Raw genomic sequence first — 19,243 nt, 5'->3', positions numbered from 1 at the left:
ATGAACTCTCGTAGAAATTTTATTCGCACCGCAGGTGCAACCATACTAGGTGCTGGCATAGTCAGTAAAGTAGGTGCCGCTTCAGTGCCTGAAGCACCCATGCAAACTGTCGCAACAACACAGCCACCACTCATTCCTCCAAATGGCCGTCCCTATAATCCGGTTGTCACCCTTAACGGATGGACATTACCGTGGCGCATGAATAATGGGTGGAAGGAGTTCCATCTGATAGCTGAACCGGTCGTCCGCGAAATGGCCGAGGGAATGAATGCGCACCTTTGGGGATACAACGGGCAAAGCCCGGGACCGACCATTGAATGTGTAGAGGGCGACAAAGTACGTATTTTTGTCACTAACAAACTCAAAGAACATACCACCACCCACTGGCATGGCATTATCCTGCCTGCCGGGATGGATGGAGTAGGGGGTCTCAGCCAGCCGCAAATACCGCCAGGCAAGACTTTTGTGTATGAATTTGAGATGAAAAAATCCGGCACGTTCATGTACCATCCTCATGCCGATGAAATGGTGCAAATGGCCATGGGTATGTACGGCTCACTGGTTGTGCATCCCAAAAATCCGAATCATCATCGGGTTGACCGGGATTTCATCTTCATCATGACGGCCTATGATATTGATCCTGGAAGCTACACACCTCGAATCAACACCATGACAGATTTTAATATGTGGACCTGGAACAGCCGCGTATTTCCAGGTATCGATCCATTTGTAATCAATCAAGGCGATCGCGCCAGGATTCGCTTTGGTAATCTCACCATGACCAATCATCCGATACATATGCATGGCTATGACTTCGAAGTGACTTGCACTGACGGCGGATGGGTTCCCAAAGCAGCACGTTGGCCGGAGGTGACTGTAGATTGCGCGGTAGGACAAATGCGCGCTTTTGAGTTTGATGCAATTTATCCAGGTGATTGGGCTATTCATTGCCACAAATCTCACCACACGATGAATGCTATGGGGCATTCGGTACCGACTTCCATCAATGTTGAAACCAAGGATGTAGTGGAGAAGATCACCAAGCTCGTACCAGACTATATGGCAATGGGGCAGGATGGTATGGCCGACATGGCAGTGATGTCTATGCCCTTGCCAGATAATACCTTACCCATGATGACCGGACAGGGACCATTTGGACCGGTAGAAATGGGCGGTATGTTCAGCGTAGTGAAAGTTCATGAAGGCATCAAACGTGGCGATTTCAAAGATCCAGGCTGGTACAAGCATCCGAAGGGTACCGTGGCTTCAGAATGGAACGGCCCGGTACCTGATCCAGTAAAAGCACCTAAAGGAGGAAAAGCATGATGAATACTATTTTAAAGACTGTTAACAAACTTTTGGTCAGCGTGTTGCTTGTGGCGGCGGTATTGCTTCCTTCAGCAGCGTTTGCGGGTGAGACAATTTCGGTTTTCAAATCTCCCACTTGCGGTTGCTGTGAAAAATGGGTGGAGCACTTGAAGCAGAATGGTTTCGCTGTGGATGTGCACAACGTGCAGGATACATCCGTTTACCGTGAAAAGCTCGGTATGCCTATGAAATATGGTTCATGCCACACTGCCAGCATTAACGGTTACACCATTGAAGGTCACGTCCCAGCGAGGGAAATCAAGCGATTGCTTAAAGAAAAACCCAAAGCAACGGGCCTTGCCGTTCCTGCCATGGTAGCTGGGTCACCTGGTATGGAAGGTCCGCGTAGCGACCCTTATCAAGTTTTGCTGGTTAAAACTGATGGTAATGCCAGCGTTTATCAGAATTACAACGGAAAATAAATCAACCCTTAGGAGAAATACATGAAAAAAATTCATTCAATCGCATTAACGCTGGTATTTGCTTTACCTTTAATTGTTAACGCGGCAGAACAAACGTCAGTGAAACCCGGTACCATTCCGCATCAAGGTATGACGCCAGAAACCATGGATATGGGAAAAAGTAGTATGCCAGGTGCTGCTAATATGCCCGAAATGGCATCAACAAGCATGTCTAACGGTATAATTAGAAAAGTAAATAAATCCAGTAAGAAAATTACGATTAAGCATGGTCCCTTGAATAATTTGGGTATGGGGGCGATGACTATGGTATTTAAGGTGAAAGACCCTGCCATGCTGGAACAAGTTAAGTCAGGTAACAAAGTAAATTTTGTCGCAGAGAGCATAAACGGAGACCTGACGGTCACAAAAATCGAAGAAGCAAAATAAGTAAAGCTGTACTTCCTACCCGTGCCGACCGGCACGGGTTATTCATGTTATTCTCAAAATTTATTGCTGAATTAATTATATTTTTCAGAAAGATATCATTGTTTTATGCTGTGATGTATTAATAAATGTTACTTGAAAAGACGTTAAATCCATCTAATCTTAAATGTGTAATCTCTCGTTATGTAATAGCGACTGATGATAATTAGCGCTTTGAACAATCAGTGCGTAAATAGCGTTGTGTGGGTGTTAAGAGCGCATTTGATGTTATCACTACATATATTTCAGACAGAAAAAACTACCAAGTTTTTTTGCCTTTATTATACCCAAAAAATTGCTTGATTCTATCGTCAGTTAATTCATAAAAACAAATTATTTGTTATAAATCAATATTATGCGATATTAGCAAATTTGATTAATGACTCTGTTTTGTGAGAGACTGTAAAGGTTATGTACAAAATTACATATTTAATCTAAGTCGAGGTGTAACACACTGACATGCAAGATTCATCTCAGAAAGAGATACAAAATAATAACGTAGCAATACCTTCCCCCCATACCGGAACCGTTGCATTATTTGGTGAAGTGTTAGTTGATAAATTTCCTGACAGAAATGTACTAGGTGGGGCACCATTTAATGTAGCACGACATTTGCAAGCATTTTGCCTTCATCCTGTGTTGATCACGCGTACTGGTAATGACAAGTTACGCGATGAACTGCTAGGGGCCATGACAGAGCGTGGGATGGACATTCGTGGAGTACAGCCTGACCCTGTTCACCCCACTGGTCAGGTGATGGTCCATATGGAAAATGGTGGACATCGGTTTGAAATTTTATCCGAACAGGCCTATGACTATATTCATGCCGGAGTGACACGCATGATTGCACTGGCAGTGCAGCCGGAACTTGTATATTTCGGTACGCTTGCACAACGCCATCCTACATCTCGACGCGCGCTGGGTTCCTTACTCAAAAGTGCAATCGCTCCCCGTTTTCTGGATATTAATCTGCGCGAGCCGTGGTACGACCTTAAAACCCTGAAACGCTCTCTTAACCAGGCTAATATAATCAAACTGAATAATGAGGAGTTACTGCACATTTCAAAACTGCTACGTATTGGTGGAACAGATGAAACCACGAAAGCTGCATTATTGGCAGAGCAATTTAATATAAGCCAAGTCTTGGTAACAAAAGGGGAGCAGGGCGCCTGGTTACGTAATGAATCAGGCGCTATTACTGATTTGCAACCTGATGCCACACAACCCGATATACATATTGCCGATACTGTTGGTGCAGGAGATGGTTTTGCTTCTGTCTTTATTCTTGGTTTATTCAAAAAGTGGACTCCAGAGCAATCTCTGCAGCGAGCTGATCAATTCGCACGAGCAATATGCGGGATTCGTGGTGCCATACCACAAGACGATCAATTTTACGCCCCATTCCGAACGGCATGGAGTTTAAAAAAGGAAGACCATTCATGAATGAACAGCCAATTTACATTCTGATGCTTAGCTTGCACGGTTTAATTCGTAGTCATGATCTGGAATTGGGACGTGACGCAGACACCGGCGGTCAGATTACCTATGTCGTTGAACTGGCACGTGCCCTGGGGCGCAATCCCGGGGTCGAACGCGTGGACCTGCTTACCCGTATGATCAGTGATCCGGAAGTGTCTTCTGATTATGCGTTGCTTGAAGAAAAACTCGGGCCCAAGGTCCGTATAGTCCGGTTGCCGTTTGGGCCAAAACGTTATCTTCGCAAAGAACTTTTATGGAAACATCTGGATCATCTGGTTGACCGTTGCCTCCACTATCTGCGTGGCAAGGAAAAACTGCCGGATGTCATTCACACGCATTATGCTGACGCGGGTTATGTAGGACGCCAACTCTCGCAATTGCTGGGCATTCCGCAGGTACACACCGGGCATTCTTTGGGAAGATGCAAGCTGCAACGCATGCTTGATACAGGCCGTAAGGAACAATCTCTGGAACGTCAGTTTAACTTTGCGCAGCGTATTTCCGCCGAAGAAGAAGTATTGAGCCATGCCTCCATGATTGTCACCAGTACACGACAGGAAGCCGTTGAACAATATGGCATATACAAGAATTTTGATATGCAACGTTCTATCGTTATTCCACCTGGCACAGATGCATCACGTTTTTCTCCACCTGGTCGACGTAAAATTCAAGATTCGGTTGTGCAAATGATAGATCGTTTTCTGGAAGAGCCTGAAAAGCCGATGATCCTTACTATATGCCGTCCAGATGCACGCAAAAACCTGCAACGTCTGATAGCTGCTTATGGAGAGGATGAGGAACTCCAGTCAAAAGCAAATCTGGTGATTGTGGCTGGAAATCGAGATGATATTCAGACTATGGAAGAGTCACAGAAGAAAGAACTTTCAGATTTATTATTCGCACTGGACCGGTATGACTTGTGGGGCAAGGTTGCCTTGCCCAAGCATCACCAGATGGATGATGTGCCTGAGTTATATCGTCTGGCAGCTCGCAGGCGGGGCCTGTTTGTTAACCCGGCGTTGACCGAGCCGTTTGGGCTGACTTTAATCGAGTCTGCAGCAAGCGGGCTGCCGATCGTCGCCACGGAAGATGGTGGCCCCCGCGATATTATCAGTAACTGTCGGAATGGTTTGTTAATTAATCCCCTCGATACCGAATCCATTGCCAGCGCCCTGAAAACAGCGCTGGGAAACCCGAAAATCTGGCGCAGCTGGGCGCGAAATGGCGTAAACGGGGTGAAGCGGCATTATAGTTGGGATGCCCATGTTACAAAATATCTCAAGTCTGTAAGTCGATTAATACATAAAGAGCGCAAACGCGTGCGACGGGAACATGCTGCAATCCTGCACGAGGGAAAATCGCCCCTACCCTTGGTCAAGCAAGCGCTCGTCAGTGATATTGATAATACTCTCATCGGCAATCAGAACGGATTGAACCAGCTGATTGCATGGTTAAGAGAAAATGCTGAAAAAATTGCATTTGGGATCGCAACCGGGCGTAATCTGGATAGCGCAGTAAAAGTACTGAAGGAATGGCGTGTACCCTTGCCGGATGTACTGATTACCTCTGTAGGGTCAGAAATCAATTATGGCCCTGATCTGCGTCCTGATACAGGATGGGAAAAACATATCCGTCACCAATGGCGGCGAGATGCCTTGATGATCGCCCTTGAAGCCATCCCGGGAATCAAACTTCAAACCCGTGAAAATCAGCGTGAATACAAAATAAGTTATAACGTCATTCCCGATATGCTGCCGCCACTTAAAAAGATTTATGCCCATCTGCGCGCATTGAATTTACACGCCAATCTGATTTACTCGCACCAGGCTTACCTGGATGTTTTGCCGGCTCGCGCTTCAAAAGGACAGGCTATACGCTATCTTGCTTACAAATGGGGATTGCCGTTGAATGCCTTCCTGGTAGCCGGAGATTCAGGAAATGACGCAGAAATGATGATCGGAGACACCCTTGCCGTAATCGTTGGCAATCACAGCCCGGAACTCAAACCACTCAGGGGCGAGCATCAGGTCTATTTTGCTGAAGCAGGTAACGCATTGGGCATTATGGAAGGGATCGGAAACTACCAGTTTGGCAATTTCTCAGGCAAGCATGACAGGCAACTGAAGCATGATTGATGATTTGATTCTTTACACTAAAGAAAACCGGGATGCAGTTTATACGCTGCTACGTCGCTACTTCGGACAAAACAGACCTTTTTTGCTGCAATCAGATTTGCGCCATGAATTCTCGCAGATGTGTGCAGAACCAGACAAAAAAGCGCTGTGTGATACAACGTTGCATGAATTGGTACAGCACTTGCAGGAAGGCGTTTTCAAACAGCCTTGGGCCTATTTTGCCCTGCGCGAGCGGATTGCTCAATGGCGTTATCTGCGTATTCACCTCGATCATATGGTGGCCGAGGAAATCAGTAGTGCAGAATTTTTGCAGTTTAAAGAATCACAAGTCCATTCTTCTGAAAACCCGGATCCTGTGCTTGAAATTGATTTTGGGCCATTCGGTCGCAATTTTCCCCATTTAAAAGAGGCAAAGTCCATCGGGCAGGGTGTGATGTTTCTTAATCGGCAACTTTCCAGCACCATGTTCCAGCGTGTACATGAAGGTGAAGCGCGATTGCTTTATTTTCTTAAAGTGCATTCTATAGACGGCAAACCGCTGATGATTAACGGAGAATTTGATTCTGTTTCAGCCTTGCGAGAGGCGTTGCGTAAATCTATATCAAAAATAGAACGTATGGACGGTGGAACCCCCCTGGCTGAATTTGAAGACAGCCTGCACAAAATGGGTTTTGCGCCCGGTTGGGGCAATAGTGCAGGCCGTGTCGTTGATACCATGAATTTACTGGTGGATATACTGGAAGCGCCTTCACCTGTAGCACTGGAAGCATTCCTTTCGCGCATACCAATGATCTCGCGGTTACTTATAATGTCGCCACACGGCTATTTTGGGCAAGATAATGTCCTTGGTTTGCCAGATACTGGCGGACAGGTCGTTTACATTCTGGATCAGGTGCGTGCGCTTGAGAGTGAAATGCGCGAGCGTCTGGCTGTGCAAGGCGTCTTTGTTGAGCCAAAAATCCTGATAGTTACCCGACTAATTCCGGATTCAGAAGGCACAACCTGCAACCAGCGCATGGAAAAAGTGAACGGCTGTGACAACACCTGGATTTTACGTGTGCCGTTTCACAAACAGAACGGCGAAATTATACGTCACTGGATTTCACGGTTTGAAATATGGCCTCATCTGGAGGACTTTTCCCGTAATGTAGAACGGGAAGCGTTGGCAGAACTTGGTGGTCGTCCTGATCTCATTATTGGTAATTACTCTGATGGTAATCTGGTGGCATCACTTTTAAGCCAGCGTCTGGGTGTCACTCAATGCAATATCGCCCATGCACTTGAAAAAACCAAGTATCTTCACTCTGACCTGTACTGGCAGGAAAACGATCCCCAATATCACTTTTCATGCCAATACACCGCCGATCTGATTGCCATGAACAAGGCTGATTTCATTATAACCAGCACGTATCAGGAGATTGCAGGGACTGCAGATTCTGTCGGGCAGTACGAAAGCTATCGCTCTTTTACCATGCCGGGACTGTACCGGGTTATTGATGGTATCAATCTGTTTGACCCTAAATTCAATATTGTTTCTCCTGGCGCAGATGCAGATGTTTATTTTCCTTACACAGAAAAACAGCGTCGCCTCACATCCCTGCATCCCGAAATTGAAGAATACATTTTCGGCAGTTCACGCGACCATACTCGCGGCGTGCTGACAAACAAAGACAAACCCATTATTTTTACCATGGCGCGACTAGACCGAATCAAGAATCTTACCGGCCTTGTGGACTGGTATGGCAGCTCACCTCGGCTACGTGAACTCGCAAATCTTGTCGTGATAGGTGGCTATGTCACACCCGAAGAATCTCGTGACCACGAAGAGCAAGCACAAATACGCAACATGCACAAACTGATGGATCGGCACCAGCTTGATGGGCAAATGCGCTGGCTGGGGATACGCCTTGAAAAAAATCTGTCCGGTGAAATATACCGTTTTGTTGCTGACCATAAGGGTATTTTCGTCCAGCCTGCGTTGTTCGAGGCATTTGGTTTGACCATTATTGAATCCATGGCATCAGGTTTGCCAACTTTTGCCACGCGTTATGGTGGTCCGCTGGAATCATTCAAAATAACAAATCCGGTTTTCATATTGATCCAAATGAAGGCGCTGCCAGCGCAGATTTAATGGCGGATTTCTTCGAAAAATGCAGTAAAAACCCTCAGGAATGGCAGCGTATATCAGATGGTGCTTTGGTAAGGGTCGAGTCCCGTTATACCTGGAAAAAATACGCAGAACGCATGATGACGCTTTCCCGAATTTACGGTTTCTGGAAATATATCAGTGATCTCGAAAGAGAAGAAACATCGCGTTATTTGCATATGTTCTACCAACTCCAGTTCCGCCCCCTTGCAGCGCAATTGCATGGGGAAAATTTAGCTTAGAGGTAATCACAAACAATGCAGGAAATACTTAACGTTATCGGCTTAAAAGAATACGCTGGCTTAGTGCAATCTTTGATTCATGTGCTGTTGATTCTGATTATGGCATCATTGCTGTTGCGGCTTGCTAATCGGGTAATCCGCTCATTCCGTTCCTATATGTGCAATCGAACAGACAGCCCGGAAGAGAACAAACGATTAGAAACCTTGGGACGCGTGTTTCGCTATATCGCCTCGGTCCTTATTTCGGTTGTCGCCGGTATGCTGATGCTTTCAGAGTTTGGCATCTCTATTGCGCCCATTTTAGCGACAGCTGGAGTAGTGGGCCTTGCTATAGACTTTGGAGCGCAAAGTCTGGTCAAAGATTATTTTAACGGATTATTTTTACTACTTGAGAATCAGATCAGCCAGGGTGATGTCATCGAAGCCGCTGGAAAATCAGGCCTGGTAGAGAAAGTCACATTGCGCTATGTCCGTCTCAGAGACTGCTCAGGTAATGTCCATTACATTCCAAACGGCGTAATTACTACGGTAACCAATATGAGCCGTCAGTTTTCCAACTCCGTCATTGATGTCGGCATTGCTTACAAGGAAGATATTGATAGTGCTATCAGCATTATGCGTGAAGTTGGCGCATCACTGTGTAGACCCCGAATATCAGGAAAAAATTCTGGATGATCTTGAAATGGCTGGTGTTGACCAATTAGCCGACTCCGCCGTGATGTTAAAGTGTCGCTTTAAAGTTAAACCATTGGAACAATGGGGAATCCGGCGAGCATATCTGCGCCGCCTGAAATATGCTTTCGACCAGAAGGGCATCGAAATTCCCTTCCCGCATCTGACAGTTTACCCCGGAGCACCCAATTTGATTGAAGCTTCAAGTGGAAGTGCAGCTAGTTGAGGGAGATTTGAAATAACATGGCTTTCTGCTTTATCCAGATTAAATATACCACTGTGTGTGCTGTTTTATTGCACTGAACAAGGTGCAAACACGCATAAAGGCAAATGAATGCGACAGCGATCTCCACCTTATTGTCATAACAATAATTCTTTGCGTATTTCTTTTGCCTTTTCCAGCGCGTCTACCATTGATCTTGAAAAGTGCAGTTTTCCGGTCTGGGTTCTAACGCCGGCACGTCTCAGCTTCAGAATCATACGAGGCTGTAAATTGTTAATCACCAGCCCTACATTACTGGCTGATAAATTGGCTAGTATTGACTCCATCGCGACAATTGCACTCATATCAATCATGGTTACTTCAGACATATCCAGAATAACTACCCTGACTTCCGGCGAAATCTTGATAATATTTTTCATTGCCTTCTGGGCAGATCCGAAAAATAACGGTCCGTTTATGTCATAAATGACTATTTCTTTTGGCAAATCAACATCTTTCTCATGTTCTGAATGAATAACGTTGTATTCAGCCAGATCAATACTTCTGCGTATAAATAGCATCGCTGCCAGCCCCATCCCGACTGCCACAGCAATGGTCATGTCAAAGAGAACCGTTAGCAGAAAACAGGTAAGCAAAGTAACAATGTCATCTTTCGGGGCAATTTTGAGAGTCCGGATAAAATGCTTTGTTTCGCTCATATTCCACGCAACCATAAGCAGCAGTGCCGCCATGGAGGCCATGGGTATGTAAGCAAGCAGAGGGGCAAGCAAAATGATAGCCAGTATAATAAACAGGCTGTGTACTACAGCAGAAATTGGTGAAGAACCCCCGGCCCGGATGCTGGCGGCTGTCCTGGCAATTGCAGCAGTTGCCGGTATTCCGCCAAATAATGGTGCAATCATATTACCAATGCCTTGTCCGATCAGTTCATCATTGGGATCATGTTTTTTTCCGGACATGCCATCCGCCACTACCGCACAGAGCAATGATTCAAGGGCGCCAAGTACCGCAATGGTAAAGGCTGACGCGACGAGTGTGTTTAATAAGCCAAAACTGAAACCAATCGGTTTGCCATCCGCACCAGACAAATTCCAAGGCCATTCAAATGATGGAAGGACAGAGGGTATCCCGCTGCCTGTAACGCCATTAATCTCGTAATGAAAGCGACTGCCGATTGTGGCAACCGAAAAATCGCTGATGATCAGACTGAAAATCCAGGCAATGACCGACCCGGCAATCAAGCCGACCAAATGTCCTGGTATTCTTGAGCGCATCTTTGGCCAAACTATCAGAATACCTAAAGTAATCATACCAATCAGCGTTTCCTGCCAATGCATTGTCGGCAACGATTTGATAAGCAAAATAAGCTTATCCACGTAATGACCATCCAAAGATAAAATATCTAAACCAAAAAAATCTTTTATCTGAAACGTCGCAATGACAACAGCAATTCCTGCTGTAAATCCAACAGTTACTGGATAAGGAACGATTTCAATTAACTGGCCTAGGCGGGCAACACCCATCAGCACTAGAATAACCCCCGCCAGAAATCCACTGACCAGCAACCCCCCAAAACCGTAAAGCTGAACAATCGGTAACAGGACCACAACAAAAGCAGCAGTCGGACCCGAAATATTCACTTGGGAGCCGCCTGTCAATGCAATGACAATGCCTGCGACAATTGCCGTGTAAAGCCCATGTTGAGGAGGAACGCCACTCGCAATGGCCAGAGCCATGGAAAGGGGCAGCGCGATGACACCGACAGTTAAACCAGCCAGAATATTTGACTGTATTTTGACCAGAGATAGTTCATGTTGAACTGATTTTTTAATTGCCGAGAACATTCTTCAGGATTCCGAGTAATGCTTATAATTAACTGAATTCAGTTTGAAAACATCTATGTATCTTGTCACAAGCGGCTATCTTCATCAATATATGGTTATAGTTTGATCAACCGCTGGCTATTAATTATATAGGAGCTGAGGTTGGAACCGCTTAATACGTATGCGAAAAATTGCTGTGGCAATCCAATACCTATGTTTCAATAAAGTTGGAAGGGTGCAACAGAAAAAAACCGGAGGAGTATAAGGCTATTTGCTTCCAAATTGCCCCATGATGACTGTGTTAAAGTGATCATGGCTAAGGTAAAGCCAAATAGGGTGCCCTGCACTGGATTTTTGCGCCAGTGCAGGGCAAGAGACGGGTTAGAAATACAGAGAATCCGCAGCTTTTGAATCAACCAACATATCGCATTTATCAGAAGTCTTGCTGTTTCCACTTTGAACTGCGCCAGCAATGATACCCACCAAGCCTTTCTGGGAACCCAAAACAGAGCCAAAATAGCAATCACCCGAAATTTGAAAATTCTTGTATTTGCCATTTAATTTCATGGTTGGTGTGAAGGGTGGGAAGGTCCCTTTCATAATGGGTTCGTTATTGATTGTAATAATCAATTCTTTTGACTTGGGTTGATATGTGCCACCAAGTTCCAGTTTTTGCCCCTGAACAGCATACGTTTTTTTGATTGCTTCTTTTGGAGGTGGTGTTGCACAGCCTGATAGCATCACAGCTATGGCGATTGCAGCAAACATGACCTTTTTAGAGATGTTCATTTACTTTCCTTATGATATATATTTCTGCATCATTGATTTTAATAATACGATTTGTTGAATAACATCGTTTGAGCAACACGGGCCATTCGACTATTTTGTTTAGCAAAACAGATTAAGAAAACCCATAACATCAACCGCTATATCAAACACACCAAATGCCAAAAATGACAATGTTATTATTGTATGCAGTTTAAATATATGTGTCAAGAATCAGATATCCCATATCGGAAACTAAATACTTAACTTACAATATGTTACGAGATGATTGTGATGTAAATAGGCGGGGTAAATTAAGCCGTAACAGGTTTTTTAATCAATCAGAGTTAGCCGTGGCGCTACTTCATTTTCGACTTTAGCTTGATTTTTTCACCGGCAACCATGAAATTACCGTCTCCAAGGTGATGAATCGTATGCGGGTTTTTTACAGCGGGGTCAATCCAGGCCTTGATGACTTCAACTACAAAGAAGCAATACTTTGTAACCATCTTAGTATCTATTACCCGGCATTCCAGATTTGCATAACATTCGATTATGATTGGTGCACCGACATGTGCAGCAGATTTTGGTGTGAGGTTAAATAACTTAAATTTATCTATATTTTCACCGGACGTATTGCCACATCCTACAACTTTCTCAGCTATTTCTACAGTTGGAATGTTAATGACACATTCCCTGGATGCTTTCAACAAACCGAATGAATAGTTACGGTTGCTGATAACACAACCTACCAGCGGTGGCTCAAACTCCATCATGGTGTGCCACGACATGGTCATGATATTTGAACGTCCACGATGAAAAGTAGTGACTAAAACCACCGGCCCGGGTTCGAGTAAGCCATATACCTTGGATAAAGGAAGTGATTTTCTGCTCATAGTCGCACTAGCGATAGTTAGTCAAGCATCAAATTTCAACCTGGCCGATTGGTAAAAGCCTGTCGGTTCACGGAAAGTGGCTCTAGTGTCATCAAGTGTTAAGGTGTTTATAAAAATTACATGTCATATTTTATTACACGCGAATTATCATACCCTTAAGAGAATAGAGAATCGCAAGCACATCTTTTTTCTCAACATCGCCCACTTTATTCTTATCCATGGCACCGAGAATATCGTCAACTACTGCTATGAACTCCTGTTCAGAGATATTCATGCCCTTGTGTGTAGTGAGCATGTCTCTCCCTGTATAGGACTCTGGGCCGCCGGCACCTGCACAAAAAAACTCCCGAGACATCATTTTTGCATGTTCAATGTCTTTTGTATTTGCAAAGCGGGTCTGTACAAGGGGATTATTAAGGTGTGCATCAACAGCATCATCAACAAGTTTTGCAATACCATCAGAACCACCCAGCCGTTCATAAAGTGTTACAGCCATAAAGTCTACTCCCATTAAATATATGAATTTATATTGATTAAGTTAAAAGCAATCAATGCCTTACAAAGAACAACTATCACAGAGACGGTTAGGCAATTTACTCAGAGCATCAGTGCCTAACAGTCAGCGTCTCAAGTGAAGTATTGCGTGAACTTCGCCTGAGACATAAGCAGCTTGAGAAATACGTCATTATCTGAAGTAGCAGCCGATATCTTGTGACGATCTTCAGTATAGGATAAATTGATAATTATGCTTTCAGAGATGTGTAGTGGATTGAAGTTAATGAATATTTTGAAGATAAAGAAGAGTTTGTAATTGCATTGATCCACCGAATGCCAAGCGCGATCGGTGGATTTGATAATCTACGATAAGTATAGGGTTGACTACTTCTTAACCGGCAGACCGGCACCTGCCCAACCTTCAATACCAGGCTGGATATTAACTGCTTTATTAAAGCCTGCCTTATTCAGCAGTTCTGTACCTTCCGGTCCATGTGTCACACCATCGCCACAGTAAACAACAATGGGTTTATCTTTAGCGTAGGCGATAGATGCTGGTATACCGCTGCGCAGAACTGCTACAGGTATCAAAATGGCACCGGGAATATGGCGGTAATCAAATTGTTTCTTTTCTCTCACATCAATGACCAGGGCACCACTGTCAATAAGGGCTTTGGCTTCATTAACGTTCACATTGATAATATTAAAATGCCTTTGAGGCGAGTGGCTCATTACTATCAGGAGTGCAATGGTCAGAGCAAATAAAATCAAAAAGTGTCGAGGCGAGACGTTGTTTTGAGAGGCTGTTTTCATTACCTAACCTTTAAAAAAATTTATTATAATTTTTCACCTGAGCATTTCACAGTACAAAACTTTTACAATTTAACTTAAAGCCATTTTTTGCGTTTAAAAATAAATATCTGAACAAAGGCAAATGCCACAAGAAACATACTGCCAAACACGAAGGCAAATTTATTATCCGTGCCGGGAATCGCACCAACATTAATTCCTAACAGACCAGTACTGAGGCCTAACGGAAGAAATATTGCAGCAACAATTGAGAGTATATACATTGTCTTATTCATTTGTTCAGAAAGATGACTGTTGAGTTCTTCCTGAGTAATCGCAGTCCTGTCTCTTGCATAATCCAGGTGAAGCCACAAAATACCTTGCGCAGAAGTCCAGTTATTAATTTGTTCCCAGCCGATAGGTTGGCCAGCACCATCTTTTAAAATATAAGAATAAAACCAGTCCATTCTTAATATCCATCGCAATTCCCATCATTTTAATTATGCGTAGCGAGCGCTATAAACATTTCGCTGAGCTGAAGAAATAATCCACATCATTAGCGTAGCGTAAGTACCAAATTGATAACTGTCATAATGCCGAAGGCAACAACAATGCTTGCCAGCCATAGAATCCGAATCCGGTTTTCCTCTATGCGTTTTATTAGCTGGGCATTTTGTTCTGCAAGCGCTTTAATCAGTTCGGTTGAGGCAAGCATTTGATCATGCAGATCAGCTGTTGCCGATTCTATAACCTTTAGCTGTTTTTTGAGCAATATAAGTTCATGCGCTTCGGGTGTAAGAACAGGGCTCTCGTTTGAGGTGTCCATCTCAGAAATTGGAGGTTTTTTACCGATAGCACCCCAGAGTTTCTTTGCGCCATCTGCAATCTTGGGAGCATTGCTGATGACATCAGTCCAAGGAACGCTTTTGAGTACAATAAGCCATGGAATGGCCATAATTGTTCCTTTATTGAGAATAAAGCAGTTTCATGAAAAATCAGAAAATGGGTGCGTGCATATGTATCTACTTCCTGTGTGATAGTAACACAGCATATTATTGGCAATAAGTCGGCCATGGCTCAGATGCAGAACTCAGTGTTGAGTAATACTGCGCTGGGTTGGCAAAGAAAAAAATACCGTGTTTGAATAGAAAACTCAGTTTCAGCTACTTTTGTGCTCGGGGTACAATGGGCGGGCTTTAGTTCCTGAATAAATAAAACGACTTTACAATTATTAAACGGTGAGGAAAGCATACATGGAACAGATTTTCCAGCACTTGGCAGACAGGTTTAGTCCTGAGGCTATCGGTTCCTATTTGTCGCGTGTTTTACCGGAGTTGATTACTGCTGTAGTGACATTCTTGGTGTTTTATATTGTCTGGAAAGGCCTTTCCAATGCTTTTCGGCTCTTCCGAACCCGCGCCAAACTGGATGAAACCCTGGCTGGTTTTATTCAATCTGTGCTTAAAATTGGCATTCTGACGGTAGGTGCGATTACTGCATTAAATGAAATCGGATTTAATGTGACCTCCATTCTAACCAGTCTGGGTGTGTTGGGTTTAACGTTGGGCTTTGCAGCTAAAGATACGTTATCCAATCTGATATCCGGCATCTTCATTTTTTGGGATCGGCCGTTTGTATTGGGTGATTTAATCGAAATCGACGGCAAATACGGCAAGGTAACCAATATCACTATGCGCTCGACACGGATTGTTACGCCTGACGGAAAAATGCTGGCGATTCCCAATTCGGTGATGGCAAATTCTGCCGTAGCCTCGTACACAAATTTTCCCCATTTGCGAATTGATGTTGAACTGACAATTGGTCCACGAGAACAATTCGACCATGTTCGTAAAGTTTTTCTGGATGTGATCAAAGATGATCCACGCTTTATGAATACACCCGAGCCGGTAATGGTGGTGACTGCGATTGGCGATTACAATGTTACCACCCAGTTCAGAGTGTGGATTGATGATGAAACGCAACATATTTCACGCCGGTTTGAATTAAGAGAGCGTCTTTTTGAAGCATTTCGCAAATCAGGCATTGATATGCCGTACCAAACTATTCAGTTGGCTCCAGTAGAGTTTCTTCATGCACCAGCTCAAGTATCATAAGCACTTAGATAGCGATATTAACCGGAACCTTTATGCAATTTACTGAACAACTTACCACGCTATTTAAAGTCACTTTATACCCCGGTTCAGTCCTATTTATGCTGTTAATTGAGACTGCTCATCCACAGTCGCCACCCCGGTATAACCTTGGACGACGCCTTTGTTCGTGGCTATCTTGGCAGATTCATTGTCAGTGAGATTCGACAGCCGCACTTTGTTCTTACTGCCCTTGCGATCATGGGGGTTCTTTACAAGCCAGTCGCGCAGTTGCTGCGCTTCTTTGTGCAGGCGTTCCAGCTTGCGGGCATCGCGCAGCATGATCGCCTCATCGGTTGGGGCCGCATCGGTGCATTGGTGTTTTGCCACGATCTGCTTAGCTGCACGCTCCATCCGGTCCACCTGACGTTGATAGTCAGCACGGGTCCCTGACTTCGCTTTGCTGGCATTGGCCGGCAGTTTAACGCCATCAATGGCAAACATCTCCCGCCCGATCAACCCCTGGCGGTCGCAGATCAGCAGGACTTGCCCAAACAGTTTGGCGATGGTGTCACCCATGCCAGATACAAAAGCCGCCAGGGTAGTGAAGTGGGGTTGGCTGTCGCCGGATACCGCCATAAACAGCACATTCTCACGGCAGGCCGCTTCGATCTTGCGACTGTGGATGAGGCCACGGCTATAGGCCAGCAGGATGATCTTGATCAGCACGGCAGGGTCATAGGCAGAGGCGCCTTCGTCATTATTCTTATAACGGGCATGAAAGTCGGAGAGATTGAGTTCATGATCCACCAGATGACACAGCGCGTATTCAAAACTGCCGGGAATGAGTTGCCGGTCAAAATCGACCGGCAGGAGTTTCAGGCCTTTGTGGATGGGTTTGAACCGTGCCATGACTTTGTCTGCCTTGCATGCAATAGGACAATGTCATTATTGCATATTGCGTGGAAATTTGCAGGGGTTTTTGCAGGAAAGGGGGTTTTTCTACAGCCTCAACGTAAAGTTGAGGGGCTGACGCGGGCTGCTTCGCGGCAGTCCCGCTCGAACGAAATGTTATACATTGATAGTCTTCACTAGCCGCTTGACATAGTTGTAGCCATGTTGGTCGGCAATGCTTTTTAGCTCAGCAACGACCTCCATTGATAACTCATTCTTGCGGTTGTCCCACGTTTTCTTCGCTGACCAGGATTTGCCCCCATCATTGCCGACGAAATACCCAACTCGTTGAAGACCATAAGCCGCCGTCTGAAACAGTGCGGGTGGAAAGCGGTTGATCGGAAAGGAAGTCAAAATATCTAAAATAATTATTAGATTTTGGTTGTACCCCTCGAATGCACCTTGTGGCTCAGAACGTGCCCATGTCTCATCAATGCATTTATTCAAAAAAGAGACAAAGCCAGAAATAAGGTGAATTGAGAACTTTGAGAGAACATTTAGTATTTCTAACCTGAATTTGTCGTCATCAATAAATTTTTCGATCATTGCGCCGTCAGGCTCGTCAAGCTGGCCTGCAAGATCCGTCAAAGCCTTCTGCTCCTTTTTCTTGTCCTCCAATTCTTTTTCTCGGACATCGATGAATTCTTCGAAGAATTCAGCAATATCTTCCGTCTCTACAATGACGATGCCGTTCTTGTCCCTATATGGTTTTTCATTCGGGTTGTCTTTTCGAAGCAGCTGTATGGCATCATTGGGGTAAGTGGCTTCGCCGCCCTTGAATACGTTTTTCGACCAATCAAGTGCTGTGAGTACGTTTACATCACCAAGGCCATAGCCTATGAGCAATGTTGTCGACTCTCGAATTGTTAACGCCAGCTTGATTTGTCTATATTCACTTGGCCTGAAAAGTGAAACATAATCTTCCTGCGAAATAATAATCTCTTCAGGGTTCGTTCTTAAGCCATGAAGATGAAAAACCGGAATCACCCCATTTGGTGATGATAGGGAGTCATTCGGCCCAAGAGGAATTGACCTGCCAGTCAATAGGCTTTCAATTACCATGTCGTAATTCGTTGTAATAATCCATGACGGAGAAAGGCATTCAAGATACTTCGAGAATTCTTCTCTCTTCTCTTTGTCAGGATACCAGCTGGTTAGTGCTGCTATTTCTCGCTTTAGTCGGCTTAAGGCCTGCGCGTAGTCGCATTCAGTTTGCTCTGCATGTAGCTTGCAGATAGAAGATGCGATTTCTGGGTAACTTACCCCTGTTTTCCATATTGCATCGTAATCAACCTCAAGCTTCACTGATGCTTTCTCTAAAAGTTCGCCCCATGACAATGCTATTTCATTGAACTCGTCGTTTAGAACTGCTTTTGAAAAACCTGCACCGATGAAAGCTCCCAGATTGCCATAGCTGGCGGAATCCGAAATAAACCTCAGGACTTCTTGGCGGGTAGGGCTTTTAGGTAGATGTAGCACTGTAGTAATTTCCTAAGCGGTATAACGTGAAGTTAAGGGGCGCCGCGCTTCTGCGGCGTCCCTCTTGAACGTAAAGTTAGACCTGAAACTATACGCAGGAGCACAAAGTACACCAACATTAAGCAAAAGAAAATGGCCCAACTATAAAACCAAACTAGCGAAGGAAGCTCGCCACCGGAAAAAGACCAGCCCATATAAAAATAACTTGGGACAAGATAAAAATCGAAACCAACCAACAAAAAGAAAACTAATAACCACGACAGAAAGTGATTCGCGATAAGCAACCAAATTGTGCGGGGTTTTATTGTCATTAAATGATTAGGTCTAACGTAAAGTTAAGGGGCTGCCGCGCTTTTCGGCAGTCCCGCTTGAACGACGGGTTAGAAGAGCCTACACCACACGCTCAACAAACCGTTGAACCAATGTAAAATATATTCAATAAAATCAATAACTTGTATAAACTCGCAAAACCCTCAACTTCGTGACCGGCTTGCACCACGCTACGCACTTTGATGAAGCTACGTTGACACCAAACTGCAAAAAAGTACTGTCAGCGTGGCGCAAACGGATGAGGCAGAATCATCGAAGAGTAACACTACAAAACTGAACCGAACCCAGCACGAAAATTAATTTCAACTGACCAGGTTTTGCAAACTTCTAACGTAATGTAGACACCCTAAAGGTGTACTTTTCTGCGACATGAAGGTGTATAAAAAATCTTTTCAATTTTTTCCTTATTATTTTCAATAGATTGAATTTGTCATGTCGATTTATACACCCTAAAATGCCTTTTATTGCACCAT

General features: G+C 44.5%; 18 protein-coding genes and 1 pseudogene. 10 read left to right on the top strand and 9 right to left on the bottom strand.

Features of this window, described 5'->3' with window-relative positions; all coding sequences use genetic code 11:
* The 9 genes from EDC63_RS01345 to EDC63_RS19065 all read left to right on the top strand — a co-directional run bounded on the left by EDC63_RS01345 (position 1) and on the right by EDC63_RS19065 (position 9,152).
* Entirely contained in the window at positions 1-1,326 is a 1,326-nt protein-coding gene (locus EDC63_RS01345) for a multicopper oxidase family protein (RefSeq protein ID WP_124947742.1), read from the top strand.
* Positions 1,323-1,790: a DUF411 domain-containing protein gene (locus EDC63_RS01340; RefSeq protein WP_223248432.1), complete on the top strand. Its 468-nt coding sequence runs from the start codon at positions 1,323-1,325 to the stop codon at positions 1,788-1,790. Before EDC63_RS01345 ends, EDC63_RS01340 begins: the two co-directional genes overlap by 4 nt.
* Positions 1,791-1,811: 21 nt before the next feature.
* The gene (locus tag EDC63_RS01335; protein WP_223248433.1) at positions 1,812-2,216 is read left to right on the top strand and encodes a copper-binding protein; all 405 of its coding nucleotides are present in this window, start codon (positions 1,812-1,814) and stop codon (positions 2,214-2,216) included.
* A gap of 495 nt (positions 2,217-2,711) precedes the next feature.
* Positions 2,712-3,695 (top strand): carbohydrate kinase family protein, encoded by a 984-nt coding sequence (locus tag EDC63_RS01330; protein ID WP_124947743.1) that lies wholly within the window; start codon positions 2,712-2,714, stop codon positions 3,693-3,695.
* Complete coding sequence (locus EDC63_RS01325) at positions 3,692-5,866, top strand: HAD-IIB family hydrolase (protein ID WP_124947744.1); 2,175 nt, start codon at positions 3,692-3,694, stop codon at positions 5,864-5,866. The genes EDC63_RS01330 and EDC63_RS01325 overlap by 4 nt, the downstream gene beginning before the upstream one ends.
* The gene (locus EDC63_RS01320; protein ID WP_223248434.1) at positions 5,859-7,997 is read left to right on the top strand and encodes a sucrose synthase; all 2,139 of its coding nucleotides are present in this window, start codon (positions 5,859-5,861) and stop codon (positions 7,995-7,997) included. The genes EDC63_RS01325 and EDC63_RS01320 overlap by 8 nt, the downstream gene beginning before the upstream one ends.
* Positions 7,997-8,254 carry a hypothetical protein gene (locus tag EDC63_RS18690; RefSeq protein ID WP_223248435.1) on the top strand — a complete coding sequence of 86 codons (258 nt, stop codon included), beginning with the start codon at positions 7,997-7,999 and terminating at the stop codon, positions 8,252-8,254. Before EDC63_RS01320 ends, EDC63_RS18690 begins: the two co-directional genes overlap by 1 nt.
* A gap of 15 nt (positions 8,255-8,269) precedes the next feature.
* Positions 8,270-8,929 (top strand): mechanosensitive ion channel family protein, encoded by a 660-nt coding sequence (locus EDC63_RS01315; protein ID WP_306307890.1) that lies wholly within the window; start codon positions 8,270-8,272, stop codon positions 8,927-8,929.
* A gap of 7 nt (positions 8,930-8,936) precedes the next feature.
* The gene (locus EDC63_RS19065; RefSeq protein ID WP_306307891.1) at positions 8,937-9,152 is read left to right on the top strand and encodes a mechanosensitive ion channel family protein; all 216 of its coding nucleotides are present in this window, start codon (positions 8,937-8,939) and stop codon (positions 9,150-9,152) included.
* A 134-nt stretch (positions 9,153-9,286) separates the two neighbouring features.
* On the opposite strand, the gene dauA is transcribed toward EDC63_RS19065, so the two are convergent.
* From dauA to EDC63_RS01280, 7 genes are all read right to left on the bottom strand, one after another.
* Positions 9,287-10,993, bottom strand: coding sequence for a C4-dicarboxylic acid transporter DauA (gene dauA, locus EDC63_RS01310; RefSeq protein ID WP_124947745.1), 1,707 nt, complete (start codon positions 10,991-10,993; stop codon positions 9,287-9,289).
* A 360-nt stretch (positions 10,994-11,353) separates the two neighbouring features.
* Positions 11,354-11,761 (bottom strand): hypothetical protein, encoded by a 408-nt coding sequence (locus EDC63_RS01305; RefSeq protein WP_223248436.1) that lies wholly within the window; start codon positions 11,759-11,761, stop codon positions 11,354-11,356.
* A 335-nt stretch (positions 11,762-12,096) separates the two neighbouring features.
* Positions 12,097-12,633 carry a flavin reductase family protein gene (locus EDC63_RS01300; RefSeq protein ID WP_124947746.1) on the bottom strand — a complete coding sequence of 179 codons (537 nt, stop codon included), beginning with the start codon at positions 12,631-12,633 and terminating at the stop codon, positions 12,097-12,099.
* 133 nt (positions 12,634-12,766) lie between these two features.
* The gene (locus EDC63_RS01295) at positions 12,767-13,129 is read right to left on the bottom strand and encodes a group I truncated hemoglobin (RefSeq protein ID WP_124947747.1); all 363 of its coding nucleotides are present in this window, start codon (positions 13,127-13,129) and stop codon (positions 12,767-12,769) included.
* A gap of 383 nt (positions 13,130-13,512) precedes the next feature.
* Complete coding sequence (locus tag EDC63_RS01290; RefSeq protein ID WP_124947748.1) at positions 13,513-13,941, bottom strand: rhodanese-like domain-containing protein; 429 nt, start codon at positions 13,939-13,941, stop codon at positions 13,513-13,515.
* Positions 13,942-14,015: 74 nt separating this feature from the next.
* Positions 14,016-14,384, bottom strand: coding sequence for a CorA family divalent cation transporter (locus EDC63_RS01285; RefSeq protein WP_124947749.1), 369 nt, complete (start codon positions 14,382-14,384; stop codon positions 14,016-14,018).
* An 89-nt stretch (positions 14,385-14,473) separates the two neighbouring features.
* Positions 14,474-14,872 (bottom strand): hypothetical protein, encoded by a 399-nt coding sequence (locus EDC63_RS01280; RefSeq protein WP_124947750.1) that lies wholly within the window; start codon positions 14,870-14,872, stop codon positions 14,474-14,476.
* Positions 14,873-15,170: 298 nt separating this feature from the next.
* Between EDC63_RS01280 and EDC63_RS01275 the strand changes: the two genes are divergently transcribed.
* On the top strand, positions 15,171-16,031 hold the full coding sequence (locus tag EDC63_RS01275; RefSeq protein WP_124947751.1) for a mechanosensitive ion channel family protein: 861 nt from the start codon (positions 15,171-15,173) through the stop codon (positions 16,029-16,031).
* Positions 16,032-16,136: 105 nt separating this feature from the next.
* On the opposite strand, the pseudogene EDC63_RS01270 reads toward EDC63_RS01275, so the two are convergent.
* Together EDC63_RS01270 and EDC63_RS01265 are read right to left on the bottom strand one after the other, a co-directional pair.
* Positions 16,137-16,919, bottom strand: a pseudogene (locus tag EDC63_RS01270) (transposase); the annotation flags it as partial.
* A gap of 159 nt (positions 16,920-17,078) precedes the next feature.
* Positions 17,079-18,440 (bottom strand): SIR2 family NAD-dependent protein deacylase, encoded by a 1,362-nt coding sequence (locus EDC63_RS01265; protein ID WP_124947753.1) that lies wholly within the window; start codon positions 18,438-18,440, stop codon positions 17,079-17,081.
* Between the last annotated feature and the right edge of the window lie 803 nt (positions 18,441-19,243).

The organism is Sulfurirhabdus autotrophica (assembly GCF_004346685.1).
Lineage (GTDB): Bacteria > Pseudomonadota > Gammaproteobacteria > Burkholderiales > SMCO01 > Sulfurirhabdus > Sulfurirhabdus autotrophica.
Note: the sequence above shows the minus strand (reverse complement) of the source record. Positions and strands in the feature narration are given on the sequence as shown.

Coding starts and splice junctions, on each gene's coding strand:
- EDC63_RS01345 (WP_124947742.1), top strand. CDS start 1: ATGAACTCTCGTAGAAATTTTATTCGCACCGCAGGTGCAACCATACTA.
- EDC63_RS01340 (WP_223248432.1), top strand. CDS start 1,323: ATGATGAATACTATTTTAAAGACTGTTAACAAACTTTTGGTCAGCGTG.
- EDC63_RS01335 (WP_223248433.1), top strand. CDS start 1,812: ATGAAAAAAATTCATTCAATCGCATTAACGCTGGTATTTGCTTTACCT.
- EDC63_RS01330 (WP_124947743.1), top strand. CDS start 2,712: ATGCAAGATTCATCTCAGAAAGAGATACAAAATAATAACGTAGCAATA.
- EDC63_RS01325 (WP_124947744.1), top strand. CDS start 3,692: ATGAATGAACAGCCAATTTACATTCTGATGCTTAGCTTGCACGGTTTA.
- EDC63_RS01320 (WP_223248434.1), top strand. CDS start 5,859: ATGATTGATGATTTGATTCTTTACACTAAAGAAAACCGGGATGCAGTT.
- EDC63_RS18690 (WP_223248435.1), top strand. CDS start 7,997: ATGGCGGATTTCTTCGAAAAATGCAGTAAAAACCCTCAGGAATGGCAG.
- EDC63_RS01315 (WP_306307890.1), top strand. CDS start 8,270: ATGCAGGAAATACTTAACGTTATCGGCTTAAAAGAATACGCTGGCTTA.
- EDC63_RS19065 (WP_306307891.1), top strand. CDS start 8,937: ATGGCTGGTGTTGACCAATTAGCCGACTCCGCCGTGATGTTAAAGTGT.
- dauA (WP_124947745.1), bottom strand. CDS start 10,993: ATGTTCTCGGCAATTAAAAAATCAGTTCAACATGAACTATCTCTGGTC.
- EDC63_RS01305 (WP_223248436.1), bottom strand. CDS start 11,761: ATGAACATCTCTAAAAAGGTCATGTTTGCTGCAATCGCCATAGCTGTG.
- EDC63_RS01300 (WP_124947746.1), bottom strand. CDS start 12,633: ATGAGCAGAAAATCACTTCCTTTATCCAAGGTATATGGCTTACTCGAA.
- EDC63_RS01295 (WP_124947747.1), bottom strand. CDS start 13,129: ATGGCTGTAACACTTTATGAACGGCTGGGTGGTTCTGATGGTATTGCA.
- EDC63_RS01290 (WP_124947748.1), bottom strand. CDS start 13,941: ATGAAAACAGCCTCTCAAAACAACGTCTCGCCTCGACACTTTTTGATT.
- EDC63_RS01285 (WP_124947749.1), bottom strand. CDS start 14,384: ATGGACTGGTTTTATTCTTATATTTTAAAAGATGGTGCTGGCCAACCT.
- EDC63_RS01280 (WP_124947750.1), bottom strand. CDS start 14,872: ATGGCCATTCCATGGCTTATTGTACTCAAAAGCGTTCCTTGGACTGAT.
- EDC63_RS01275 (WP_124947751.1), top strand. CDS start 15,171: ATGGAACAGATTTTCCAGCACTTGGCAGACAGGTTTAGTCCTGAGGCT.